Below are 17,571 nucleotides of genomic sequence, written 5' to 3'. Positions count from 1 at the left end.
CCGGACGTGCCTCAGGTCCTTCGGGTCGGCTGCTCCGTGGACGGCAAAGTTGCGCCGGGCGTCGAGCAGGCTGAGGTTGCGGTTCGGGCCGCCTCGTACCAGCTCGGGCCTGGACCGGCATGCTGTGGAGCGGGCGACGGGAATCGAACCCGCGTAGTCAGTTTGGAAGACTGAAGCTCTACCATTGAGCTACGCCCGCGCACACCCCGCTAGGGGCGCGCCGACAGCGTACCCGGTCTCCGGGCCGGCCGTGCAGTCAGCTCACCCGCCGGGCGGGCCCGGGCGGCGCGGCGACGGCGGCCCCGGGGTCCCCGGCGGGCGCGGACGGCATAGACTGCACGTCGCCACGGGGTGTGGCGCAGCTTGGTAGCGCACTCGCTTTGGGAGCGAGGGGCCGTGGGTTCAAATCCCGCCACCCCGACTGTCGTCGGTGGGCCGCCTTCGCCGGTGGTCCGCCGGGCGCTGCCGAGCCGTCGGGCCGGCTCGCCTACACTCGATGGGCGCAATCCCTGCCGTGGCGACCGGTCGTCACCGCGAGACGCCCAGATTCAACCGAGATCCGTTCAAGGAGTACGCCTGTGAAGAGCACCGTCGAGACTCTGAGCCCGACGCGCGTGCGGCTCGCCATCGAGGTGCCGTTCGTCGAGCTCGAGCCGAGCCTCAAGAAGGCGTACCGGGAGATCGGCCAGCAGGTCCAGGTGCCCGGCTTCCGGCGCGGCAAGATCCCGGCCGCCGTGATCGACCAGCGGGTGGGCCGGGGTGCCGTGCTCAACGAGGTGGTGCAGGACGCCATCCCGCAGAACATCCTCGCCGCGGTCCGCGAGCACGACTTGAAGACCCTCGGCCGCCCCGAGGTCGAGATCACCGAGTTCAACGACGGTGACTCGCTCAACTTCACTGCCGAGGTGGACGTCCGCCCCGAGCTGACCCTGCCGGACCCGGCCACCATCGAGGTGACCGTGGACGAGCTGCAGATCGACGAGAGCGAGATCGACGACCAGGTCAAGGGCCTGCGGGAGCGGTTCGCCACGCTCAAGACCGTCGAGCGCGCCGCCGCCGAGGGCGACTACGTGCAGATCGACCTGAACGCCACCGTCGACGGCGAGGACGTGCCGGGCGGTTCGGCGAGCAACATCTCCCACGAGGTGGGCAGCAAGCAGCTCCTGCCGGGGCTGGACGAGGCCCTGGTCGGCCTGGCCGCCGGGGACAGCACCACCTTCACCACCCAGCTCGTCGGTGGCGACTTCGCCGGCCGGGAGGCCGACGTCGCGGTGACCGTCCGCACCGTCAAGGAGAAGGACCTGCCCGAGCTGAACGACGAGTTCGCGCAGCTGGCCAGCGAGTTCGACACCATCGAGGAGCTCCGGGCCGACCTTCGGGAGAAGGTCAGCAAGGGCAAGCGGGTCGAGCAGATCTACGCCGCCCGGGACAAGGCCCTGGAGCAGCTGGTCGCCGCCGCCGAGGTGCCCGCGCCGGAGGGCGTGGTCCGCGAGGAGGTCGAGAGCCGCAAGGCGGCCATGGTCGACCAGCTGGAGCGGATCGGCGCCTCGATGGAGGAGTACCTCGCCGCCGAGGAGAAGACCGAGGAGCAGATCGACGCCGAGCTGACCGAGGCGGCCACCGACGGGGTCAAGATCCAGCTGCTGCTGGACACCCTGGCCGACGCCGAGGACGTCCAGGTCTCCGACGACGAGTTCGGGCACGAGATCGTGCACCGGGCGCAGCGCGCCGGGATGCCCCCGCAGCAGTACTACGACCAGCTGGCCCGCTCCGGCGCGGCGGCCGCCGTCTTCGGCGACGTCCGGCGGGGCAAGGCGCTGGCCTCGGTGATGGAGCGCATCAAGATCAAGGACTCGGCCGGCAACGAGGTCACCCTCGACGCGCTGCGCGCCCAGGAAGAGGCCGAGCACAACCACGAGCACTGATCGTCCGGGTCGGGCCGTCGTCCGCCGCTCGCGGCGTTCGGCGGCCGAAACCCTTTTGCGGGTACGTCCGCAGCGCCCGGTGCGCTGAGAGCGAACAGTGCCCCGACCGGGGCGCTGCCGTCCGACTCAACGGTTAGTGTCGGGTACGACGGTACGGAGAGCGAAGGGCTGCCATGACCGACATGCACATCCCAAGGACGCCGAGCCGGGCGATCGAAGCCCGCGGTGGCGACTCAATTGGCAACCTCGACGACTCGGTCTACAACCGGTTGCTCAAGGAGCGGATCATCTTCCTGGGCAGCGAGGTCAACGACCAGGTGGCCAACCGCATCTGCGCGCAGCTGCTGCTGCTCGCGGCGGAGGACCCGGACCGGGACATCTTCCTCTGGATCAACTCGCCGGGTGGCTCGGTCTACTCCGGCATGGCGATCTACGACACCATGCAGTACATCGACAACGACGTGTCGACCGTGGCGATGGGCATGGCGGCCTCCATGGGCCAGCTGCTGCTCTGCGCGGGCACCAGGGGCAAGCGGTACGCCCTCCCGCACGCGCGGATCATGATGCACCAGCCCTCGGGCGGCATGGGCGGTACGGCCTCCGACATCGCCATCCAGGCCGAGCAGATGCTCTACACCAAGCGGATGTTCCAGGAGCGGGTGGCGCACCACACCGGCCAGGACCAGGCCCAGATCGAGGCGGACTCGGATCGGGACCGCTGGTTCACCGCCCAGGAGGCGATGGACTACGGCTTCATCGACAAGGTGATCACCGGAGCCACCCAGGTTCCGGAAGGCGCCGGGACCCTGAGCTGAGGAGCTGACGATGACCGACCTGAGTTTGCCGCCCCAGTTCGCGGCCGTGCACAACCGTTACGTCCTGCCGTCGTTCGTCGAGCGCACCTCGTACGGGGTCAAGGAGTCCAACCCGTACAACAAGCTCTTCGAGGACCGGATCATCTTCCTCGGCGTCCAGGTGGACGACGCGTCGGCCAACGACGTGATGGCCCAGCTGCTCACGCTGGAGGGCACCGACCCGGACCGCGACATCATCATGTACATCAACTCGCCGGGTGGTTCGTTCACCGCGATGACGGCGATCTACGACACCATGCAGTACGTCCGGCCGGACATCCAGACCGTCTGCCTCGGGCAGGCGGCCAGCGCGGCGGCGGTGCTGCTCGCGGCGGGCACCCCGGGCAAGCGGATGGCGCTGCCGAACTCGCGGATCATCATCCACCAGCCCGCCACCGAGGGTGGGTACGGGCAGGGCTCGGACATCGAGATCCAGGCCCGGGAGATCCTGCGGATGCGGACGCAGCTGGAGGACATGCTCTCCCGGCACTGCAACCGCCCGATCGACCTGGTCCGCAAGGACATCGACCGTGACAAGATCATGACGGCCGAGGAGTCCAAGGAGTACGGGCTGGTCGACACCATCCTGACCAGCCGCAAGAAGGGTCTGCTGGCCTCCAGCGCCGCCAGCTGAGAGAGTTTCGGGTCAGAGGTCGACCCGGGAGCGACGTTCCCGGTCGGCCTCTGACACACCCGTTTTGGGGGTCGGAGAAACCTTCCCCAGCGGGTAACGTCGGGTCCGTACCGCTTCGTTGGGTCGGACCGGCGAGGTCAGGCAGGGACGACGGACCGCAAGGTTCGCAGGTCAGGGCCGGTGCTCCGGCCGATGAGTGCAGGGAGAACGTAGGTGGCACGGATCGGTGACGGCGGCGACCTACTCAAGTGCTCCTTCTGCGGCAAGTCGCAGAAGCAGGTCAAGAAGCTCATCGCGGGGCCCGGGGTCTACATCTGCGACGAGTGCATCGATCTCTGTAACGAGATCATCGAGGAGGAGTTGGCCGAGTCCGGCGAGGTGAAGTGGGAAGAGCTTCCCAAGCCGATGGAGATCTGCCAGTTCCTCGACAACTACGTCATCGGTCAGGACCAGGCCAAGAAGGCGCTCGCCGTCGCGGTCTACAACCACTACAAGCGCATCCAGGCCGAGGCGGCCAACGCGCCGGGCTCCGGCCACGAGGGCGTCGAGGTGGCCAAGTCCAACATCCTGCTGATCGGGCCGACCGGGTGTGGCAAGACCCACCTCGGGCAGACCCTCGCCCGGATGCTCAACGTCCCGTTCGCGATCGCCGACGCCACCGCGCTCACCGAGGCCGGCTACGTCGGTGAGGACGTGGAGAACATCCTCCTCAAGCTGATCCAGGCCGCGGACTACGACATCAAGCGCGCCGAGACCGGCATCATCTACATCGACGAGGTCGACAAGATCGCCCGTAAGTCGGAGAACCCGTCGATCACCCGCGACGTCTCCGGCGAGGGCGTCCAGCAGGCTCTGCTCAAGATCCTTGAGGGCACCGTGGCGAACGTCCCGCCGCAGGGTGGACGCAAGCACCCCCACCAGGAGTTCATCCAGATCGACACCACAAACGTGCTGTTCATCCTGGGTGGAGCCTTCGCGGGGCTGGACCAGATCATCGAGTCGCGCACCGGCAAGGGCGGCACCGGCTTCGGCGCCCGGCTACGGGCGGTCTCCGAGCGCTCCACCGACGACATCCTCAGCCAGGTGATGCCGGAGGACATGCTCAAGTTCGGGCTGATCCCCGAGTTCATCGGCCGACTGCCGGTGATCACCAACGTACGCAGCCTGGACCGCACCGCCCTGGTGCAGATCCTCACCGAGCCGCGCAACGCGCTTGTCAAGCAGTACCAACGCCTCCTGGAGCTCGACGGCGTCGAGCTGGAGTTCGAGCCGCCGGCGCTGGAGGCCATCGCCGACCAGGCGATGCTGCGTGGCACCGGGGCCCGGGGTCTGCGCGCCATCATGGAGGAGGTCCTGCTCTCCGTGATGTACGAGGTGCCGAGCAACCCGGACGCCGCCCGGGTGCTGATCACCCGCGAGGTGGTCCTGGAGAACGTCAACCCGACGATCGTGCCCCGCGAGTTCACCGGTCGCCGGGCCCGCCGGGAGCGCGAGGAGAAGTCCGCCTGAGTCGCCCCACCGGCCGCCATCCGTCGACGCTCTCCGTCGCACCGGATGGCGGCCGTACGCTTCCTAACCGCCGCCACCGCCACCGGCGGCCGAGCCCGTGGACCGTCGTCCCGACGGCGGCCCGACCCGCCGAGCCGCCACCTGCGGGCGGCCGTAGCCCTGAGCCGCCGGCTGTGCGAGCGGCCGTACCCCTGAGCCGCCGTCTGTGGGCGGCTGTACCCCTGAGCCGCCGTCTGCGGCGGTTGCGCCGCCGAGTCGCCCTGCCGGTGGTCGGATACCCGAGCCCGCCGCCTGCCGGCGGCCGTACCGCCGAGGAGCGCCATGCGTGTCGCCGTCTGCCAGCTGAACGCCCGCGACGACCGGACGGCGAACCTGGCCGCCGCGGAAGCCCTGCTGGTCCGCGCCGCTGACGCCGGCGCCGACCTCGCCGTCCTACCGGAGTACGTCGACTACCTCGGCCCCGCGGCCGGGCTGCCCGAGCCGGAACCGGTCGACGGCGTGGTGGGTACGTTCTTCGCCGAGGTGGCGGGCCGGCTGGGCATCTGGGTCGTCGCCGGCTCCTTCCACGAGGTCGGCCCGGACCCCGAGCACACCTACAACACCTCCCTGGTCTTCGACCGGTCCGGCGCCCTCGCCGCCAGCTACCGCAAGATCCATCTGTACGACGTGGAGATCCCCGGCCGGGTCTCCTACCGGGAGTCGGCGACGGTGGCGGCGGGGGACGAGCCGGTGGTGGTCACCGTCGACGGGGTCCGGGTGGGGCTGTCCATCTGTTACGACCTGCGCTTCCCCGAGCTGTACCGGCAACTGGCCACCGACGGTGGCGCCCAACTGCTCGTCGTGCCGGCGGCGTTCATGATGCACACCGGGCGGGACCACTGGGAGGTGCTGCTGCGGGCGCGGGCGATCGAGAACCAGTGTTTCGTCGTGGCCGCCGGCCAGACGGGGGACCACGATCCCGGCCGGACCTGCTTCGGGCGCAGCATGGTGGTCGACCCGTGGGGGACCGTGCTCGGTCAGGTGCCGGACGGCCCGGGGCTCAGCGTCGTCGACGTCGACCTCGACCAGCTGGACCGGATCCGTGCCGAGCTGCCCAGCCTGGCCAACCGCCGGCTCTGAGCCGTCCGGGGGCGCTGAACAGATCACCGGCCCTGCCAATCGCGGGTGCTGGCACCGGCGCTGGCGCTGGGCCGACCACCGGCGGTGAGCCGCGCGGGGGCCGGGGGCCCGACGCCACGAGGCGAACGCGGGGCGGCGAGTTCAGCCGACGGGGTGAGCTAACCCTGTAGCAGGACCCCCAGCAGTGCGAAGCCCGCGATGGCGGCGGCGGTGACCAGCAGGGCGGTCGTCATCCGGGAGGGGCCCCGGCGGGCCAGTCGCCCGATCGACATCACGACGGCGACCAGGACCACCGCCCCGATGACCACCTGCCAGAAGGGTACGAGGAGGCCGAGGAGCGCCTCCTCGGCGAGCGCCGGTGACCTGCCCACGTCATCCATGTCTGACACTCTGGCACGGGAGGCCACCGCATAGGCCGTCCCGCGGGCATCATGAGCCCTGAGTGACCTCCCGGCGCCGGTGGGACGGGTAGCACCCGCGGGCCGGAACTGGCGGAGGACGTCGCGTCAGGATGATTGACGATCATTGATTTGCCTTCTCCGGGGCGGACGCGTAACTTTCTCTCTGCACGGGGGAGGCCAGGGCAAACCGGCCGAGAACGGGCACCAGGATCGTGGCGGAGACGCCGAGCGAGGCTGGGATCGGGCGGTGCGAAGAACTCAGCAAGATGGAGTTGCAATCGCGAAGCCGACCGGGTAGAATGCTGAAGCCGGCAGGGAGCCGGGCGGGTCACCGCGAGAGTGGTGATCGGCCGGTCTGCCGATTCCCACGACAGAAACGACCGCCGGATACGGCGTGCGTCAGCGTGGAAAGAGCTGGTAGAAGGTGAGACTTCCACTGCGAAGTTGACGCGGAAAACCGGTTCGGGTAGGTTAGAGCGGTTGCCCCAGACAGGGCCCCGAAAGATTCGGGTTTCTGGTTGGTGTGTGGTTGTTCTTTGAGAACTCAACAGGGTGCTTGATAAGCCAGTGCCAATTGTTTTATACCCCGGGCTGGCCGGTTTCGATCGGTTGGTTTCGGATTCCTTTGGCAACATGTTGTTTGTTGTCGGGGTTGATTTTTCGACAAGTTTTTGTTGGAGAGTTTGATCCTGGCTCAGGACGAACGCTGGCGGCGTGCTTAACACATGCAAGTCGAGCGGAAAGGCCCTTCGGGGTACTCGAGCGGCGAACGGGTGAGTAACACGTGAGCAACCTGCCCCAGGCTTTGGGATAACCCCGGGAAACCGGGGCTAATACCGAATATTACTGCTGATCGCATGGTTGGTGGTGGAAAGTTTTTCGGCTTGGGATGGGCTCGCGGCCTATCAGCTTGTTGGTGGGGTGATGGCCTACCAAGGCGACGACGGGTAGCCGGCCTGAGAGGGCGACCGGCCACACTGGGACTGAGACACGGCCCAGACTCCTACGGGAGGCAGCAGTGGGGAATATTGCACAATGGGCGGAAGCCTGATGCAGCGACGCCGCGTGAGGGATGACGGCCTTCGGGTTGTAAACCTCTTTCAGCAGGGACGAAGCGCAAGTGACGGTACCTGCAGAAGAAGCACCGGCCAACTACGTGCCAGCAGCCGCGGTAAGACGTAGGGTGCGAGCGTTGTCCGGATTTATTGGGCGTAAAGAGCTCGTAGGCGGCTTGTCGCGTCGACTGTGAAAACCCGCAGCTCAACTGCGGGCTTGCAGTCGATACGGGCAGGCTAGAGTTCGGTAGGGGAGACTGGAATTCCTGGTGTAGCGGTGAAATGCGCAGATATCAGGAGGAACACCGGTGGCGAAGGCGGGTCTCTGGGCCGATACTGACGCTGAGGAGCGAAAGCGTGGGGAGCGAACAGGATTAGATACCCTGGTAGTCCACGCTGTAAACGTTGGGCGCTAGGTGTGGGGGGCCTCTCCGGTTCTCTGTGCCGCAGCTAACGCATTAAGCGCCCCGCCTGGGGAGTACGGCCGCAAGGCTAAAACTCAAAGGAATTGACGGGGGCCCGCACAAGCGGCGGAGCATGCGGATTAATTCGATGCAACGCGAAGAACCTTACCTGGGTTTGACATGGCCGCAAAACCTCCAGAGATGGGGGGTCCTTCGGGGGCGGTCACAGGTGGTGCATGGCTGTCGTCAGCTCGTGTCGTGAGATGTTGGGTTAAGTCCCGCAACGAGCGCAACCCTCGTTCGATGTTGCCAGCGCGTTATGGCGGGGACTCATCGAAGACTGCCGGGGTCAACTCGGAGGAAGGTGGGGATGACGTCAAGTCATCATGCCCCTTATGTCCAGGGCTTCACGCATGCTACAATGGCCGGTACAATGGGCTGCGATACCGTGAGGTGGAGCGAATCCCAAAAAGCCGGTCTCAGTTCGGATCGGGGTCTGCAACTCGACCCCGTGAAGTCGGAGTCGCTAGTAATCGCAGATCAGCAACGCTGCGGTGAATACGTTCCCGGGCCTTGTACACACCGCCCGTCACGTCACGAAAGTCGGCAACACCCGAAGCCGGTGGCCCAACCCTTGTGGAGGGAGCCGTCGAAGGTGGGGCTGGCGATTGGGACGAAGTCGTAACAAGGTAGCCGTACCGGAAGGTGCGGCTGGATCACCTCCTTTCTAAGGAGCACCTTCCGACGAAAGTCGGTAAGGAGCCCGCACTGCCCGAATGTGGTGGTGGGGTGCTCGAATGGCGGAGACACTGGTGAGTTTTCTCCTGGCAACGGTCGGGGTCGTCTAGTACAGCTGCTTTTCGGAGTGGTGGGAACGGTGATCCTGGTGCGGCTGGGGGAAGGCGGAGAGCACCCTGTTGGGTCCTGAAGGAACAACCATGGTTGTTTTTTCAGAGCCTTGTGATGAGGTTGCCAGGCATGGCCTGGCCTCGCATACCGGATCCTGGTGGGTTGCTGGTGTGGGGTTGGTGGGTTGTGGGTTGGTCGTTTGTTGAGAATTGCACAGTGGACGCGAGCATCTTTGTGGTCAAGTTGTCAAGGGCGAACGGTGGATGCCTTGGCACCAGGAGCCGATGAAGGACGTGGGAGGCCGCGATAGGCCTGGGGGAGCTGTCAACCAAGCTGTGATCCCAGGGTGTCCGAATGGGGAAACCTGGCATCAGTCATGTGATGTCACCCGCATCTGAATACATAGGGTGTGTGGGGGGAACGCGGGGAAGTGAAACATCTCAGTACCCGTAGGAAGAGAAAACAATTTAGTGATTCCGTGAGTAGTGGCGAGCGAAAGCGGATTGAGGCTAAACCGGTTGCGTGTGATACCTGTCAGGGGTTGCGTGGTCGGGGTTGTGGGACCCTGCTACACGAGCTGACACTCGTGTGAGGAGTGATAAAGCCAGTTGCTAGCTGAACAGTCTGGGAAGGCTGACCGTAGTCGGTGAGAGTCCGGTAGGTGAAAGTGGCTGGTCTTCTGTGGGTGTTCCCGAGTAGCGGCGGACTCCTGAAATCTGCCGTGAATCTGCCAGGACCACCTGGTAAGCCTAAATACTTCCTGGTGACCGATAGCGGACGAGTACCGTGAGGGAATGGTGAAAAGTACCCCGGGAGGGGAGTGAAATAGTACCTGAAACCGTTCGCCTACAATCCGTCGGAGCCTTTAGGGGTGACGGCGTGCCTTTTGAAGAATGAGCCTGCGAGTTAGTGGCATGTGGCGAGGTTAACCCGTGTGGGGGAGCCGTAGCGAAAGCGAGTCTGAATAGGGCGTTTGAGTCGCATGCTCTAGACCCGAAGCGGAGTGATCTAGCCATGGGCAGGCTGAAGCGTGGGTAAGACTACGTGGAGGGCCGAACCCACCAACGTTGAAAAGTTGGGGGATGACCTGTGGTTAGGGGTGAAAGGCCAATCAAACTCCGTGATAGCTGGTTCTCCCCGAAATGCATTTAGGTGCAGCGTCGTGTGTTTCTTGCCGGAGGTAGAGCACTGGATGGTCTAGGGGGCCCACAAGCTTACCGAAATCAGCCAAACTCCGAATGCCGGTAAGTGAGAGCGCGGCAGTGAGACTGCGGGGGATAAGCTTCGTAGTCGAGAGGGAAACAGCCCAGATCACCAGCTAAGGCCCCTAAGCGTGTGCTAAGTGGAAAAGGATGTGGGATCGCATAGACAACCAGGAGGTTGGCTTAGAAGCAGCCACCCTTTAAAGAGTGCGTAATAGCTCACTGGTCAAGTGGTTCCGCGCCGACAATGTAGCGGGGCTCAAGTACACCGCCGAAGCTGTGGCATTCACATTTTTACTTCGTCCCCGTCTTTGGGTGGGGGTGCAGGTGTGTGGATGGGTAGGGGAGCGTCGTGCCGGGGGTGAAGCAGCCGAGTGATCGAGTTGTGGACGCGGCACGAGTGAGAATGCAGGCATGAGTAGCGAAAGAAGGGTGAGAAACCCTTCCGCCGGATGACCAAGGGTTCCAGGGCCAGGCTAATCCGCCCTGGGTGAGTCGGGACCTAAGGCGAGGCCGAGAGGCGTAGTCGATGGACAACGGGTTGATATTCCCGTACCCGCGAAAGAGCGTCCCTGATGAACTTCGTTGTGCTAACCATCCGAACTGCTTGAGGCCTTCGGGTTGATGGTGGGGAGCGTGGGAACCTGGCGGGTAGTAGTCAAGCGATGGGGTGACGCAGGAAGGTAGCTGATCCCGGCCGGTGGTTGTGCCGGGGTAAGCGTGTAGGCCGTGCCATAGGCAAATCCGTGGCGCATGTAGGCTGAGACGTGATGCCGAGCCGATTCAGGTGAAGTCAGTGATCCTATGCTGCCGAGAAAAGCCTCTAGCGAGTTCTTAGCGGCCCGTACCCCAAACCGACACAGGTGGTCAGGTAGAGAATACCGAGGCGATCGGGCGAACTGTGGTTAAGGAACTCGGCAAATTGCCCCCGTAACTTAGGGAGAAGGGGGGCCGGAGACGTGAAGCCCCGCGCGGGTGGAGCGTTGTATGGCCGCAGAGAGCAGGGGGAAGCGACTGTTTACTAAAAACACAGGTCCATGCGAAGAAGTAATTCGATGTATATGGACTGACGCCTGCCCGGTGCTGGAACGTTAAGGGGACCTGTTAGCTCTTCGGGGCGAAGCGGAGAACTTAAGCGCCAGTAAACGGCGGTGGTAACTATAACCATCCTAAGGTAGCGAAATTCCTTGTCGGGTAAGTTCCGACCTGCACGAATGGCGTAACGACTTCCCCACTGTCTCAACCACAGGCCCGGCGAAATTGCATTACGAGTAAAGATGCTCGTTACGCGCGGCAGGACGGAAAGACCCCGGGACCTTTACTATAGCTTGACATTGGTATCCGAATTAGCTTGTGTAGGATAGGTGGGAGCCGGTGAAGTCCATACGCCAGTATGGGTGGAGGCAATCTTGAAATACCACTCTGGTTGATTTGGGTATCTAACTTCGGGCCGTGATCCGGTTCAGGGACAGTGTCTGGTGGGTAGTTTAACTGGGGCGGTTGCCTCCTAAAGGGTAACGGAGGCGCCCAAAGGTTCCCTCAGCCTGGTTGGCAATCAGGTGTTGAGTGCAAGTGCACAAGGGAGCTTGACTGTGAGACTGACAGGTCGAGCAGGGACGAAAGTCGGGACTAGTGATCCGGCACTTGCGTGTGGAAGCGGTGTCGCTCAACGGATAAAAGGTACCCCGGGGATAACAGGCTGATCTTCCCCAAGAGTCCATATCGACGGGATGGTTTGGCACCTCGATGTCGGCTCGTCGCATCCTGGGGCTGTAGCAGGTCCCAAGGGTTGGGCTGTTCGCCCATTAAAGCGGTACGCGAGCTGGGTTTAGAACGTCGTGAGACAGTTCGGTCCCTATCCGCCGTGCGCGTAGGATACTTGAGAAGGGCTGTCCCTAGTACGAGAGGACCGGGACGGACGAACCTCTGGTGTGCCAGTTGTCCCGCCAGGGGCACGGCTGGTTAGCTACGTTCGGAAGGGATAACCGCTGAAAGCATCTAAGCGGGAAGCTCGCTTCAAGATGAGGTATCCCATCCACCTTTGGTGGAGTAAGGCCCCCAGCTAGACGACTGGGTTGATAGGCCGGAAATGTAAGCTCGGTAACGGGTTGAGTTGACCGGTACTAATAGGCCGAGGACTTGACTACGAAGCTGCTACGCGTCCACTGTGCAACTCTTGACAAACGAACGACATCACCGTGTGTGGGTGTTGTTTGATATGTCGATAGGGTTACGGCGGTCATGGCGGAAGGGAAACGCCCGGTTACATTCCGAACCCGGAAGCTAAGCCTTCCAGCGCCGATGGTACTGCACTCGGGAGGGTGTGGGAGAGTAGGACACCGCCGGACATTCTTACAGTGAGGGTCATCCCGACAGGGATGGCCCTCACTGCTGTTTCCAGCCCGAGACACGCGGTGCCCGCCCGCCGGGGCAGGCGGCCGCGGAAGCGCAGCACCGGCGGATGGTCAGCGGCGGGTCTGGATCTCCTCGCGGATGGTGCGCAGGAGGGTGCCGGCCTCGTCGACCGGACGGCCCGGGAAGAGCGCCATCACCACGCTGCCGTGGTCGGCCCAGCCGCACACCGCGAAATCGCCACCGTCACCACTGGTGGTTCCGCACTTCATGGTGCCGCCCAACCGGCCCGCCGGCACCTCGCGCAGGCCGTCGACCGCCCCGGCCTCGTCCGCCATCAGCTCGAACAGGGTGTCGAGGTCCCGCTCGGGCTGCCAGAGCAGCGTCGTCCCGCCGAAGATGAGCACCGGCCGCTGCGGCTGTCCCTTGTCGTTGTAGACGTTGCCGAAGCTGCGGTCCAGGTCGATGTTGGCGGCGAGGCCGCTGCGCAGGTAGTCGGCGGTACTGCGGGCCCGTTCGTCACTGTCCCGGGTCAGCCCGGCGACCTCCGGGGGCGTGGCCAGGTCGGCGTCCTTCTGCTGGGCCACCCGCCAGGCCACCGACCCGAGGGCGCCGGCGCCGAGTACCCCGACGGCGAGCGCGATCCCCATCGCCCAGCGCCAACGGCGGGAGCCGAACACGGACCGGCGGGACCCGTTCTCCGGGTCCCGGTTGCTGAGCTGGATGGGCTCCCCGGTCAGCTCGATCAGCTCGCCGTCGTCGTCGTACGGCCGCTGGGTGAGATGTGCGTCGGACATAGCCGACACCGTACGCGAAGCAGCGGTGGCGCACGCCGGGTCCGCCGAAGCGCTCCGTAGACTTTGCCTGTGACCGAGAGACTGGATGCCCGACGCCCCGACGCCCCGACCCTTGCCGGCCAGTACCAGCCCGGCGAGGTAGAGCAGCGACGGTACGAGCAGTGGGTAGCCGCCGGCCACTTCCGCGCCTCGGCGCAGAGCGACAAGCCGCCCTTCACCATCGTCATCCCGCCGCCGAACGTCACCGGTGTGCTGCACATGGGGCACGCCCTCGACCACACGGTCCAGGACGCGCTGATCCGGCGTAAGCGGATGCAGGGCTTCGAAGCGCTCTGGCTGCCCGGCATGGACCACGCCGGCATCGCCACCCAGAACGTGGTCGAGCGACAGCTCGCCGCCGAGGGGCTGTCCCGGCACGACCTCGGACGGGAGAAGTTCGTCGAGCGGGTCTGGCAGTGGAAGGCGGAGTCCGGTGGGGCGATCCTCGGCCAGATGCGCCGGCTCGGCGACTCGGTCGACTGGGACCGCGAGCGCTTCACCATGGACGAGGGGCTGTCGCGGGCCGTACAGACTATTTTCAAGAAGCTGTACGACGACGGCCTGATCTACCGGGCGAACCGGATCATCAACTGGTGTCCGCGCTGCCTGACCGCGCTGTCGGACATCGAGGTGGAGCACACCGACGACGACGGTGAGCTGGTCTCCATCCGGTACAGCGCCGACGTGGTGGTGGCCACCACCCGGGCCGAGACGATGCTCGGCGACACCGCGGTGGCGGTGCACCCCGACGACGAGCGGTACCGGCACCTGATCGGTACCGAGGTGGAGCTGCCGCTGACCGGGCGGCGGATCCCGATCGTCGGTGACGCGCACGTCGACCCGGCCTTCGGCACCGGCATGGTCAAGGTGACCCCGGCGCACGACCCGAACGACTTCGAGATCGGCCAGCGCCACGACCTGCCCGCGTTGACCGTGATGGACGAGCGGGGAGTGATCACCGCGCCCGGCCCGTTCCAGGGTCTCGACCGGTTCGAGGCCCGGCCGGCGATCGTCGCCGCCCTGCGCGAGCAGGGCCTGATCGTGGCCGAGAAGCGGCCGTACGTGCACGCGGTGGGGCACTGCTCGCGGTGCAAGACCACCGTCGAGCCGAGGCTGTCGCTGCAGTGGTTCGTCAACACCGCCCCGCTGGCCGAGGCGGCCGGTGACGCGGTGCGCGACGGCCGGGTGAAGATCGAGCCGGCCGAGCTGGCCAAGCGGTACTTCGCCTGGGTGGACAACATGCACGACTGGTGCATCTCCCGCCAGCTCTGGTGGGGCCACCGCATCCCGGTCTGGTACGGCCCGGCCGGCGAGATCGTCTGCGTCGGCCCCGACGAGCAGCCGCCGACCGGTGCGGGCTGGCACCAGGACGAGGACGTGCTGGACACCTGGTTCTCCAGCGGGCTGTGGCCGTTCTCCACCCTGGGCTGGCCGGACCGGACCGCCGACCTGGCCAGGTTCTATCCGACCAGCGTGCTGGTCACCGGGTACGACATCCTGTTCTTCTGGGTCGCCCGGATGATGATGTTCGGCCTGTACGCGATGGACGGCACGCCGCCGTTCGGCACCGTCGCCCTGCACGGGATGGTCCGCGACGAGCACGGCAAGAAGATGTCGAAGTCGTTCGGCAACGTGGTCGACCCGCTGGACTGGATCGACCGGTTCGGCGCCGACGCCACCCGTTTCACCCTCGCCCGGGGCGCCAACCCCGGCGGCGACGTGCCGGTCAGCGAGGAGTGGTGTCAGGGCTCCCGGAACTTCTGCAACAAGCTCTGGAACGCCACCCGGTTCGCGCTGCTCAACGGCGCGCACACCGGCGGGGAGCTGCCCGCCGCCGAGCAGCTCTCCACCGTCGACCGGTGGATCCTGTCCCGGCTGGCACACGTCGCCGCCGAGGTCGACGAGCAGTTCGAGGGGTACGAGTTCGCGAAGGTCTGCGACCTGCTCTACCACTTCGCCTGGGACGACGTCTGCGACTGGTACGTGGAGTTGAGCAAGCCGGTGCTCGCCGCCGGTGGCGAGGCGGCCGAGCGGACCCGCCGGGTGCTCGGGCACGTGCTGGACCAGCTGCTGCGGCTGCTGCACCCGGTGATCCCGTTCGTCACCGAGGAGCTGTGGACCGCCCTGACCGGGGGCGCGACGGTCACCACGGCCGGTTGGCCGGTGGCTGACCGTACCCGGATCGACGACGCCGCGGAACGCGAACTCGGCACCGTCCAGCGGGTGGTGACCGAGATCCGGCGGTTCCGGTCCGACCAGGGGCTGCGCCCGACGCAGCGGGTCGCCGCGCGGCTGGACGGCCTGCCCGGGGCGGGCATCGCGGCCCACGAACCGCTGATCCGTTCCCTGGTCCGGCTCGACGCTCCCGGCGACGACTTCCAGGCCAGCGCCACCCTGGCCATGGCCGGTGCGGTCAACGTCGAGTTGGACACCCGGGGGTCGATCGACCTGGCCGCCGAGCGGGCCCGCCTGACCAAGGACCGGGCCGCCGCCGAGAAGGAGGTGGCGCAGGCCCGCGCCAAGCTGGACAACCCGGCCTTCGTCGGCAAGGCACCGGAGCCCGTGGTCGCCAAGATCCGGGCCCGGCTCACCGTGGCCGAGGCCGACCTGATCCGGATCGATGCCGCCCTGGAGGCGCTTCCGTCGTGACCGAACGTACCGAGAACACCGCACCCACCGCCCGCGGCCGGGCCGACCGCTCGTCGTCGGGCGAGTTCGCGGCGGTCGACGCCGAGCTGGCCGAGCGTGGCTTCACCCGGATGGTCTTCGAGCTGGACCGGATCGAGAGCCTGCTCGACCTGCTCGGCAGCCCGCAGCGGGCGTACCCGTCGATCCACCTGACCGGGACGAACGGCAAGACCTCGACGGCCCGGATGATCGACTCGCTGCTGCGGGCCTTCGGCCTGCACACCGGGCGGTACACCAGCCCGCACCTGGAGACCGTCCGGGAGCGGATCAGCCTGGACGGGGAACCGGTGAGTGAGGAGCGGTTCGTCACCACGTACCGGGAGATCGCCCCGCTGGCCGAGCTGGTCGACCAGCGTTCCGCCGAGCCGCTCACCTACTTCGACATGACCACGGCGCTGGCGTTCGCGACCTTCGCCGACGCCCCGGTCGACGTGGCGGTGGTCGAGGTCGGGCTGGGCGGGGCCGAGGACGCCACCAATGTGATCCAGGCCGGGGTCTGCGTGCTCACCCCGATCGGGCTGGACCACACCGAGTGGCTGGGCGACACCATCCAGGACATCGCGTTGGCCAAGGCCGGCATCATCCACCCCGGCACCACGGTGGTCTCCGCCGCCCAGGAGGAGGAGGCCGCCCGGCCCATCCTGGAACGGTGTGCCGAGGTGGGGGCGACCGTCGCCCGGGAGGGCGGCGAGTTCGGGGTGCTGCGCCGGGCGGTGGCCGTCGGCGGTCAGGTGCTCACCCTGCAGGGCCTCGGCGGCGTCTACGAGGAGATCTTCCTGCCGCTGCACGGCGCGCACCAGGCGCAGAACGCGGCCGTGGCGCTGGCTGCGGTGGAGGCCTTCCTCGGTGCCGGCGCTAAACGGCAGCTCGACGTGGAGACGGTCCGTGAGGGCTTCGCCACCGCCAGCTCACCGGGACGTCTGGAGAAGGTCCGGTCCGCACCGACGATCCTGCTCGACGGGGCGCACAACGCCCAGGGCATGGCCGCCACGGTCACCGCGCTGCAGGAGGAGTTCGCGTTCAGCAAGCTGGTCGGGGTGCTCGGCGTGCTGGCCGACAAGGACGCCGCCAGCCTGCTGGAGCTGCTGGAGCCGGTGCTCGACACGGTGGTGGTGACCCGCAACAGTTCGCCCCGGGCGATGCCGGTCGAGACGCTTGCCGCGCTGGCCGCCGAGGTCTTCGGCCCGGACCGGGTGGAGACCGCCGAGCAGATGCCCGACGCCATCGAGGCGGCCGTCGCCGCCGCCGAGTACGACGTACCGGGTGAGTTGAGCGGGGTGGGTGTGCTGGTCACCGGCTCGGTGGTGACCGTGGCCGACGCCCGCCGGCTGCTGAAACGATGAGCGGGCAGCAACCGCGACCCTCCGGGCTGCGCAACCCGGAGGGGGCGGTACGCGGGCTCGGCGCCGCCACGCTCGGGCTGGAGGCGCTGGTGTTGCTGATCGGCATCCAGCCGATCCGGGCGCTCGGCACGGAACTCAGCGGCGCCACCATGGGGCTGCTGGTGGCGGTCGCCGTGGCGGCGGTGGTGCTCGCCGGCATGATGCGCCGGCCCTGGGCCTGGCACGCCGGCACCGCGCTGCAGGGGGTGCTTCTGCTCGGTGGCCTGCTGCACTGGTCGCTGCTGGCCCTCGGCGTGATCTTCGCGCTGGTGTGGGCGTACGCGTTGCACGTACGCCGGCAGATCCTCGGGCCCACCGCCGGCTGACCCGGCCGGCTGTGCCACCGGCCCGGCCGGCCGGC

At 66.5% G+C, this 17,571-nt stretch carries 10 protein-coding genes, 2 tRNA genes, 3 rRNA genes and 1 pseudogene; 12 read left to right on the top strand and 4 right to left on the bottom strand.

All coding sequences use genetic code 11. The features are described 5' to 3' along the window. Positions 1-6 precede the first annotated feature (6 nt). Both ACN28G_RS19425 and ACN28G_RS19420 read right to left on the bottom strand, forming a co-directional pair. A pseudogene (locus ACN28G_RS19425) lies at positions 7-102 on the bottom strand (hypothetical protein); the annotation flags it as partial. Positions 103-125: 23 nt separating this feature from the next. Continuing rightward, a tRNA-Gly gene (locus tag ACN28G_RS19420) sits at positions 126-199 on the bottom strand. A gap of 148 nt (positions 200-347) precedes the next feature. On the opposite strand from ACN28G_RS19420, the gene ACN28G_RS19415 reads away from it, so the two are divergent. The 6 genes from ACN28G_RS19415 (at position 348) to ACN28G_RS19390 (ending at position 6,041) form a co-directional block, all read left to right on the top strand. Continuing rightward, positions 348-421: transfer RNA gene (locus ACN28G_RS19415), tRNA-Pro, on the top strand. Between the two features lie 157 nt (positions 422-578). After that, positions 579-1,925: a trigger factor gene (gene tig / locus ACN28G_RS19410; protein ID WP_175440628.1), complete on the top strand. Its 1,347-nt coding sequence runs from the start codon at positions 579-581 to the stop codon at positions 1,923-1,925. Positions 1,926-2,098: 173 nt separating this feature from the next. Continuing rightward, positions 2,099-2,740, top strand: a complete 642-nt coding sequence (locus ACN28G_RS19405) for an ATP-dependent Clp protease proteolytic subunit (protein WP_091442563.1) — start codon at positions 2,099-2,101, stop codon at positions 2,738-2,740. A gap of 10 nt (positions 2,741-2,750) precedes the next feature. Continuing rightward, entirely contained in the window at positions 2,751-3,413 is a 663-nt protein-coding gene (locus ACN28G_RS19400; RefSeq protein ID WP_091442560.1) for an ATP-dependent Clp protease proteolytic subunit, read from the top strand. Between the two features lie 213 nt (positions 3,414-3,626). Beyond that, complete coding sequence (clpX, locus tag ACN28G_RS19395) at positions 3,627-4,922, top strand: ATP-dependent Clp protease ATP-binding subunit ClpX (protein WP_091442555.1); 1,296 nt, start codon at positions 3,627-3,629, stop codon at positions 4,920-4,922. Between the two features lie 321 nt (positions 4,923-5,243). Next, the gene (locus ACN28G_RS19390) at positions 5,244-6,041 is read left to right on the top strand and encodes a carbon-nitrogen hydrolase family protein (RefSeq protein WP_091442552.1); all 798 of its coding nucleotides are present in this window, start codon (positions 5,244-5,246) and stop codon (positions 6,039-6,041) included. A gap of 158 nt (positions 6,042-6,199) precedes the next feature. Here ACN28G_RS19390 and ACN28G_RS19385 read toward each other — a convergent pair whose 3' ends face one another. After that, a complete protein-coding gene (locus ACN28G_RS19385; protein WP_091442549.1) occupies positions 6,200-6,421 on the bottom strand; it encodes a hypothetical protein in 222 nt (73 codons plus the stop codon). Positions 6,422-7,113: 692 nt separating this feature from the next. Here ACN28G_RS19385 and ACN28G_RS19380 point away from each other — a divergent pair. The 3 genes from ACN28G_RS19380 (at position 7,114) to rrf (ending at position 12,300) form a co-directional block, all read left to right on the top strand. Then, a 16S ribosomal RNA gene (locus ACN28G_RS19380) occupies positions 7,114-8,628 on the top strand. Positions 8,629-8,986: 358 nt separating this feature from the next. Next, positions 8,987-12,099, top strand: a 23S ribosomal RNA gene (locus ACN28G_RS19375). 84 nt (positions 12,100-12,183) lie between these two features. Beyond that, positions 12,184-12,300: ribosomal RNA gene (rrf, locus tag ACN28G_RS19370) — 5S ribosomal RNA — on the top strand. The 16S, 23S and 5S rRNA genes sit together here, the layout of an rRNA operon. A 117-nt stretch (positions 12,301-12,417) precedes the next feature. Here rrf and ACN28G_RS19365 read toward each other — a convergent pair. Beyond that, on the bottom strand, positions 12,418-13,101 hold the full coding sequence (locus tag ACN28G_RS19365) for a hypothetical protein (RefSeq protein ID WP_091442547.1): 684 nt from the start codon (positions 13,099-13,101) through the stop codon (positions 12,418-12,420). Between the two features lie 69 nt (positions 13,102-13,170). Between ACN28G_RS19365 and ACN28G_RS19360 the strand changes: the two genes are divergently transcribed. The 3 genes from ACN28G_RS19360 (at position 13,171) to ACN28G_RS19350 (ending at position 17,536) form a co-directional block, all read left to right on the top strand. After that, positions 13,171-15,789 carry a valine--tRNA ligase gene (locus ACN28G_RS19360; protein ID WP_091442544.1) on the top strand — a complete coding sequence of 873 codons (2,619 nt, stop codon included), beginning with the start codon at positions 13,171-13,173 and terminating at the stop codon, positions 15,787-15,789. Positions 15,790-15,899: 110 nt separating this feature from the next. Continuing rightward, entirely contained in the window at positions 15,900-17,171 is a 1,272-nt protein-coding gene (locus ACN28G_RS19355; RefSeq protein ID WP_091447112.1) for a bifunctional folylpolyglutamate synthase/dihydrofolate synthase, read from the top strand. Further along, positions 17,168-17,536: a DUF4233 domain-containing protein gene (locus ACN28G_RS19350; RefSeq protein ID WP_091442541.1), complete on the top strand. Its 369-nt coding sequence runs from the start codon at positions 17,168-17,170 to the stop codon at positions 17,534-17,536. The genes ACN28G_RS19355 and ACN28G_RS19350 overlap by 4 nt, the downstream gene beginning before the upstream one ends. The last annotated feature ends 35 nt before the right edge of the window (positions 17,537-17,571 follow it).

The sequence above is a fragment of the Micromonospora sp. WMMA1923 genome, from assembly GCF_049179195.1.
In the GTDB taxonomy this organism is placed as follows: domain Bacteria; phylum Actinomycetota; class Actinomycetes; order Mycobacteriales; family Micromonosporaceae; genus Micromonospora; species Micromonospora yangpuensis.
Note: the sequence above shows the minus strand (reverse complement) of the source record. Positions and strands in the feature narration are given on the sequence as shown.

Coding starts and splice junctions, on each gene's coding strand:
- ACN28G_RS19405 (WP_091442563.1), top strand. CDS start 2,099: ATGACCGACATGCACATCCCAAGGACGCCGAGCCGGGCGATCGAAGCC.
- ACN28G_RS19400 (WP_091442560.1), top strand. CDS start 2,751: ATGACCGACCTGAGTTTGCCGCCCCAGTTCGCGGCCGTGCACAACCGT.
- ACN28G_RS19390 (WP_091442552.1), top strand. CDS start 5,244: ATGCGTGTCGCCGTCTGCCAGCTGAACGCCCGCGACGACCGGACGGCG.
- ACN28G_RS19385 (WP_091442549.1), bottom strand. CDS start 6,421: ATGGATGACGTGGGCAGGTCACCGGCGCTCGCCGAGGAGGCGCTCCTC.
- ACN28G_RS19365 (WP_091442547.1), bottom strand. CDS start 13,101: ATGTCCGACGCACATCTCACCCAGCGGCCGTACGACGACGACGGCGAG.
- ACN28G_RS19355 (WP_091447112.1), top strand. CDS start 15,900: ATGGTCTTCGAGCTGGACCGGATCGAGAGCCTGCTCGACCTGCTCGGC.
- ACN28G_RS19350 (WP_091442541.1), top strand. CDS start 17,168: ATGAGCGGGCAGCAACCGCGACCCTCCGGGCTGCGCAACCCGGAGGGG.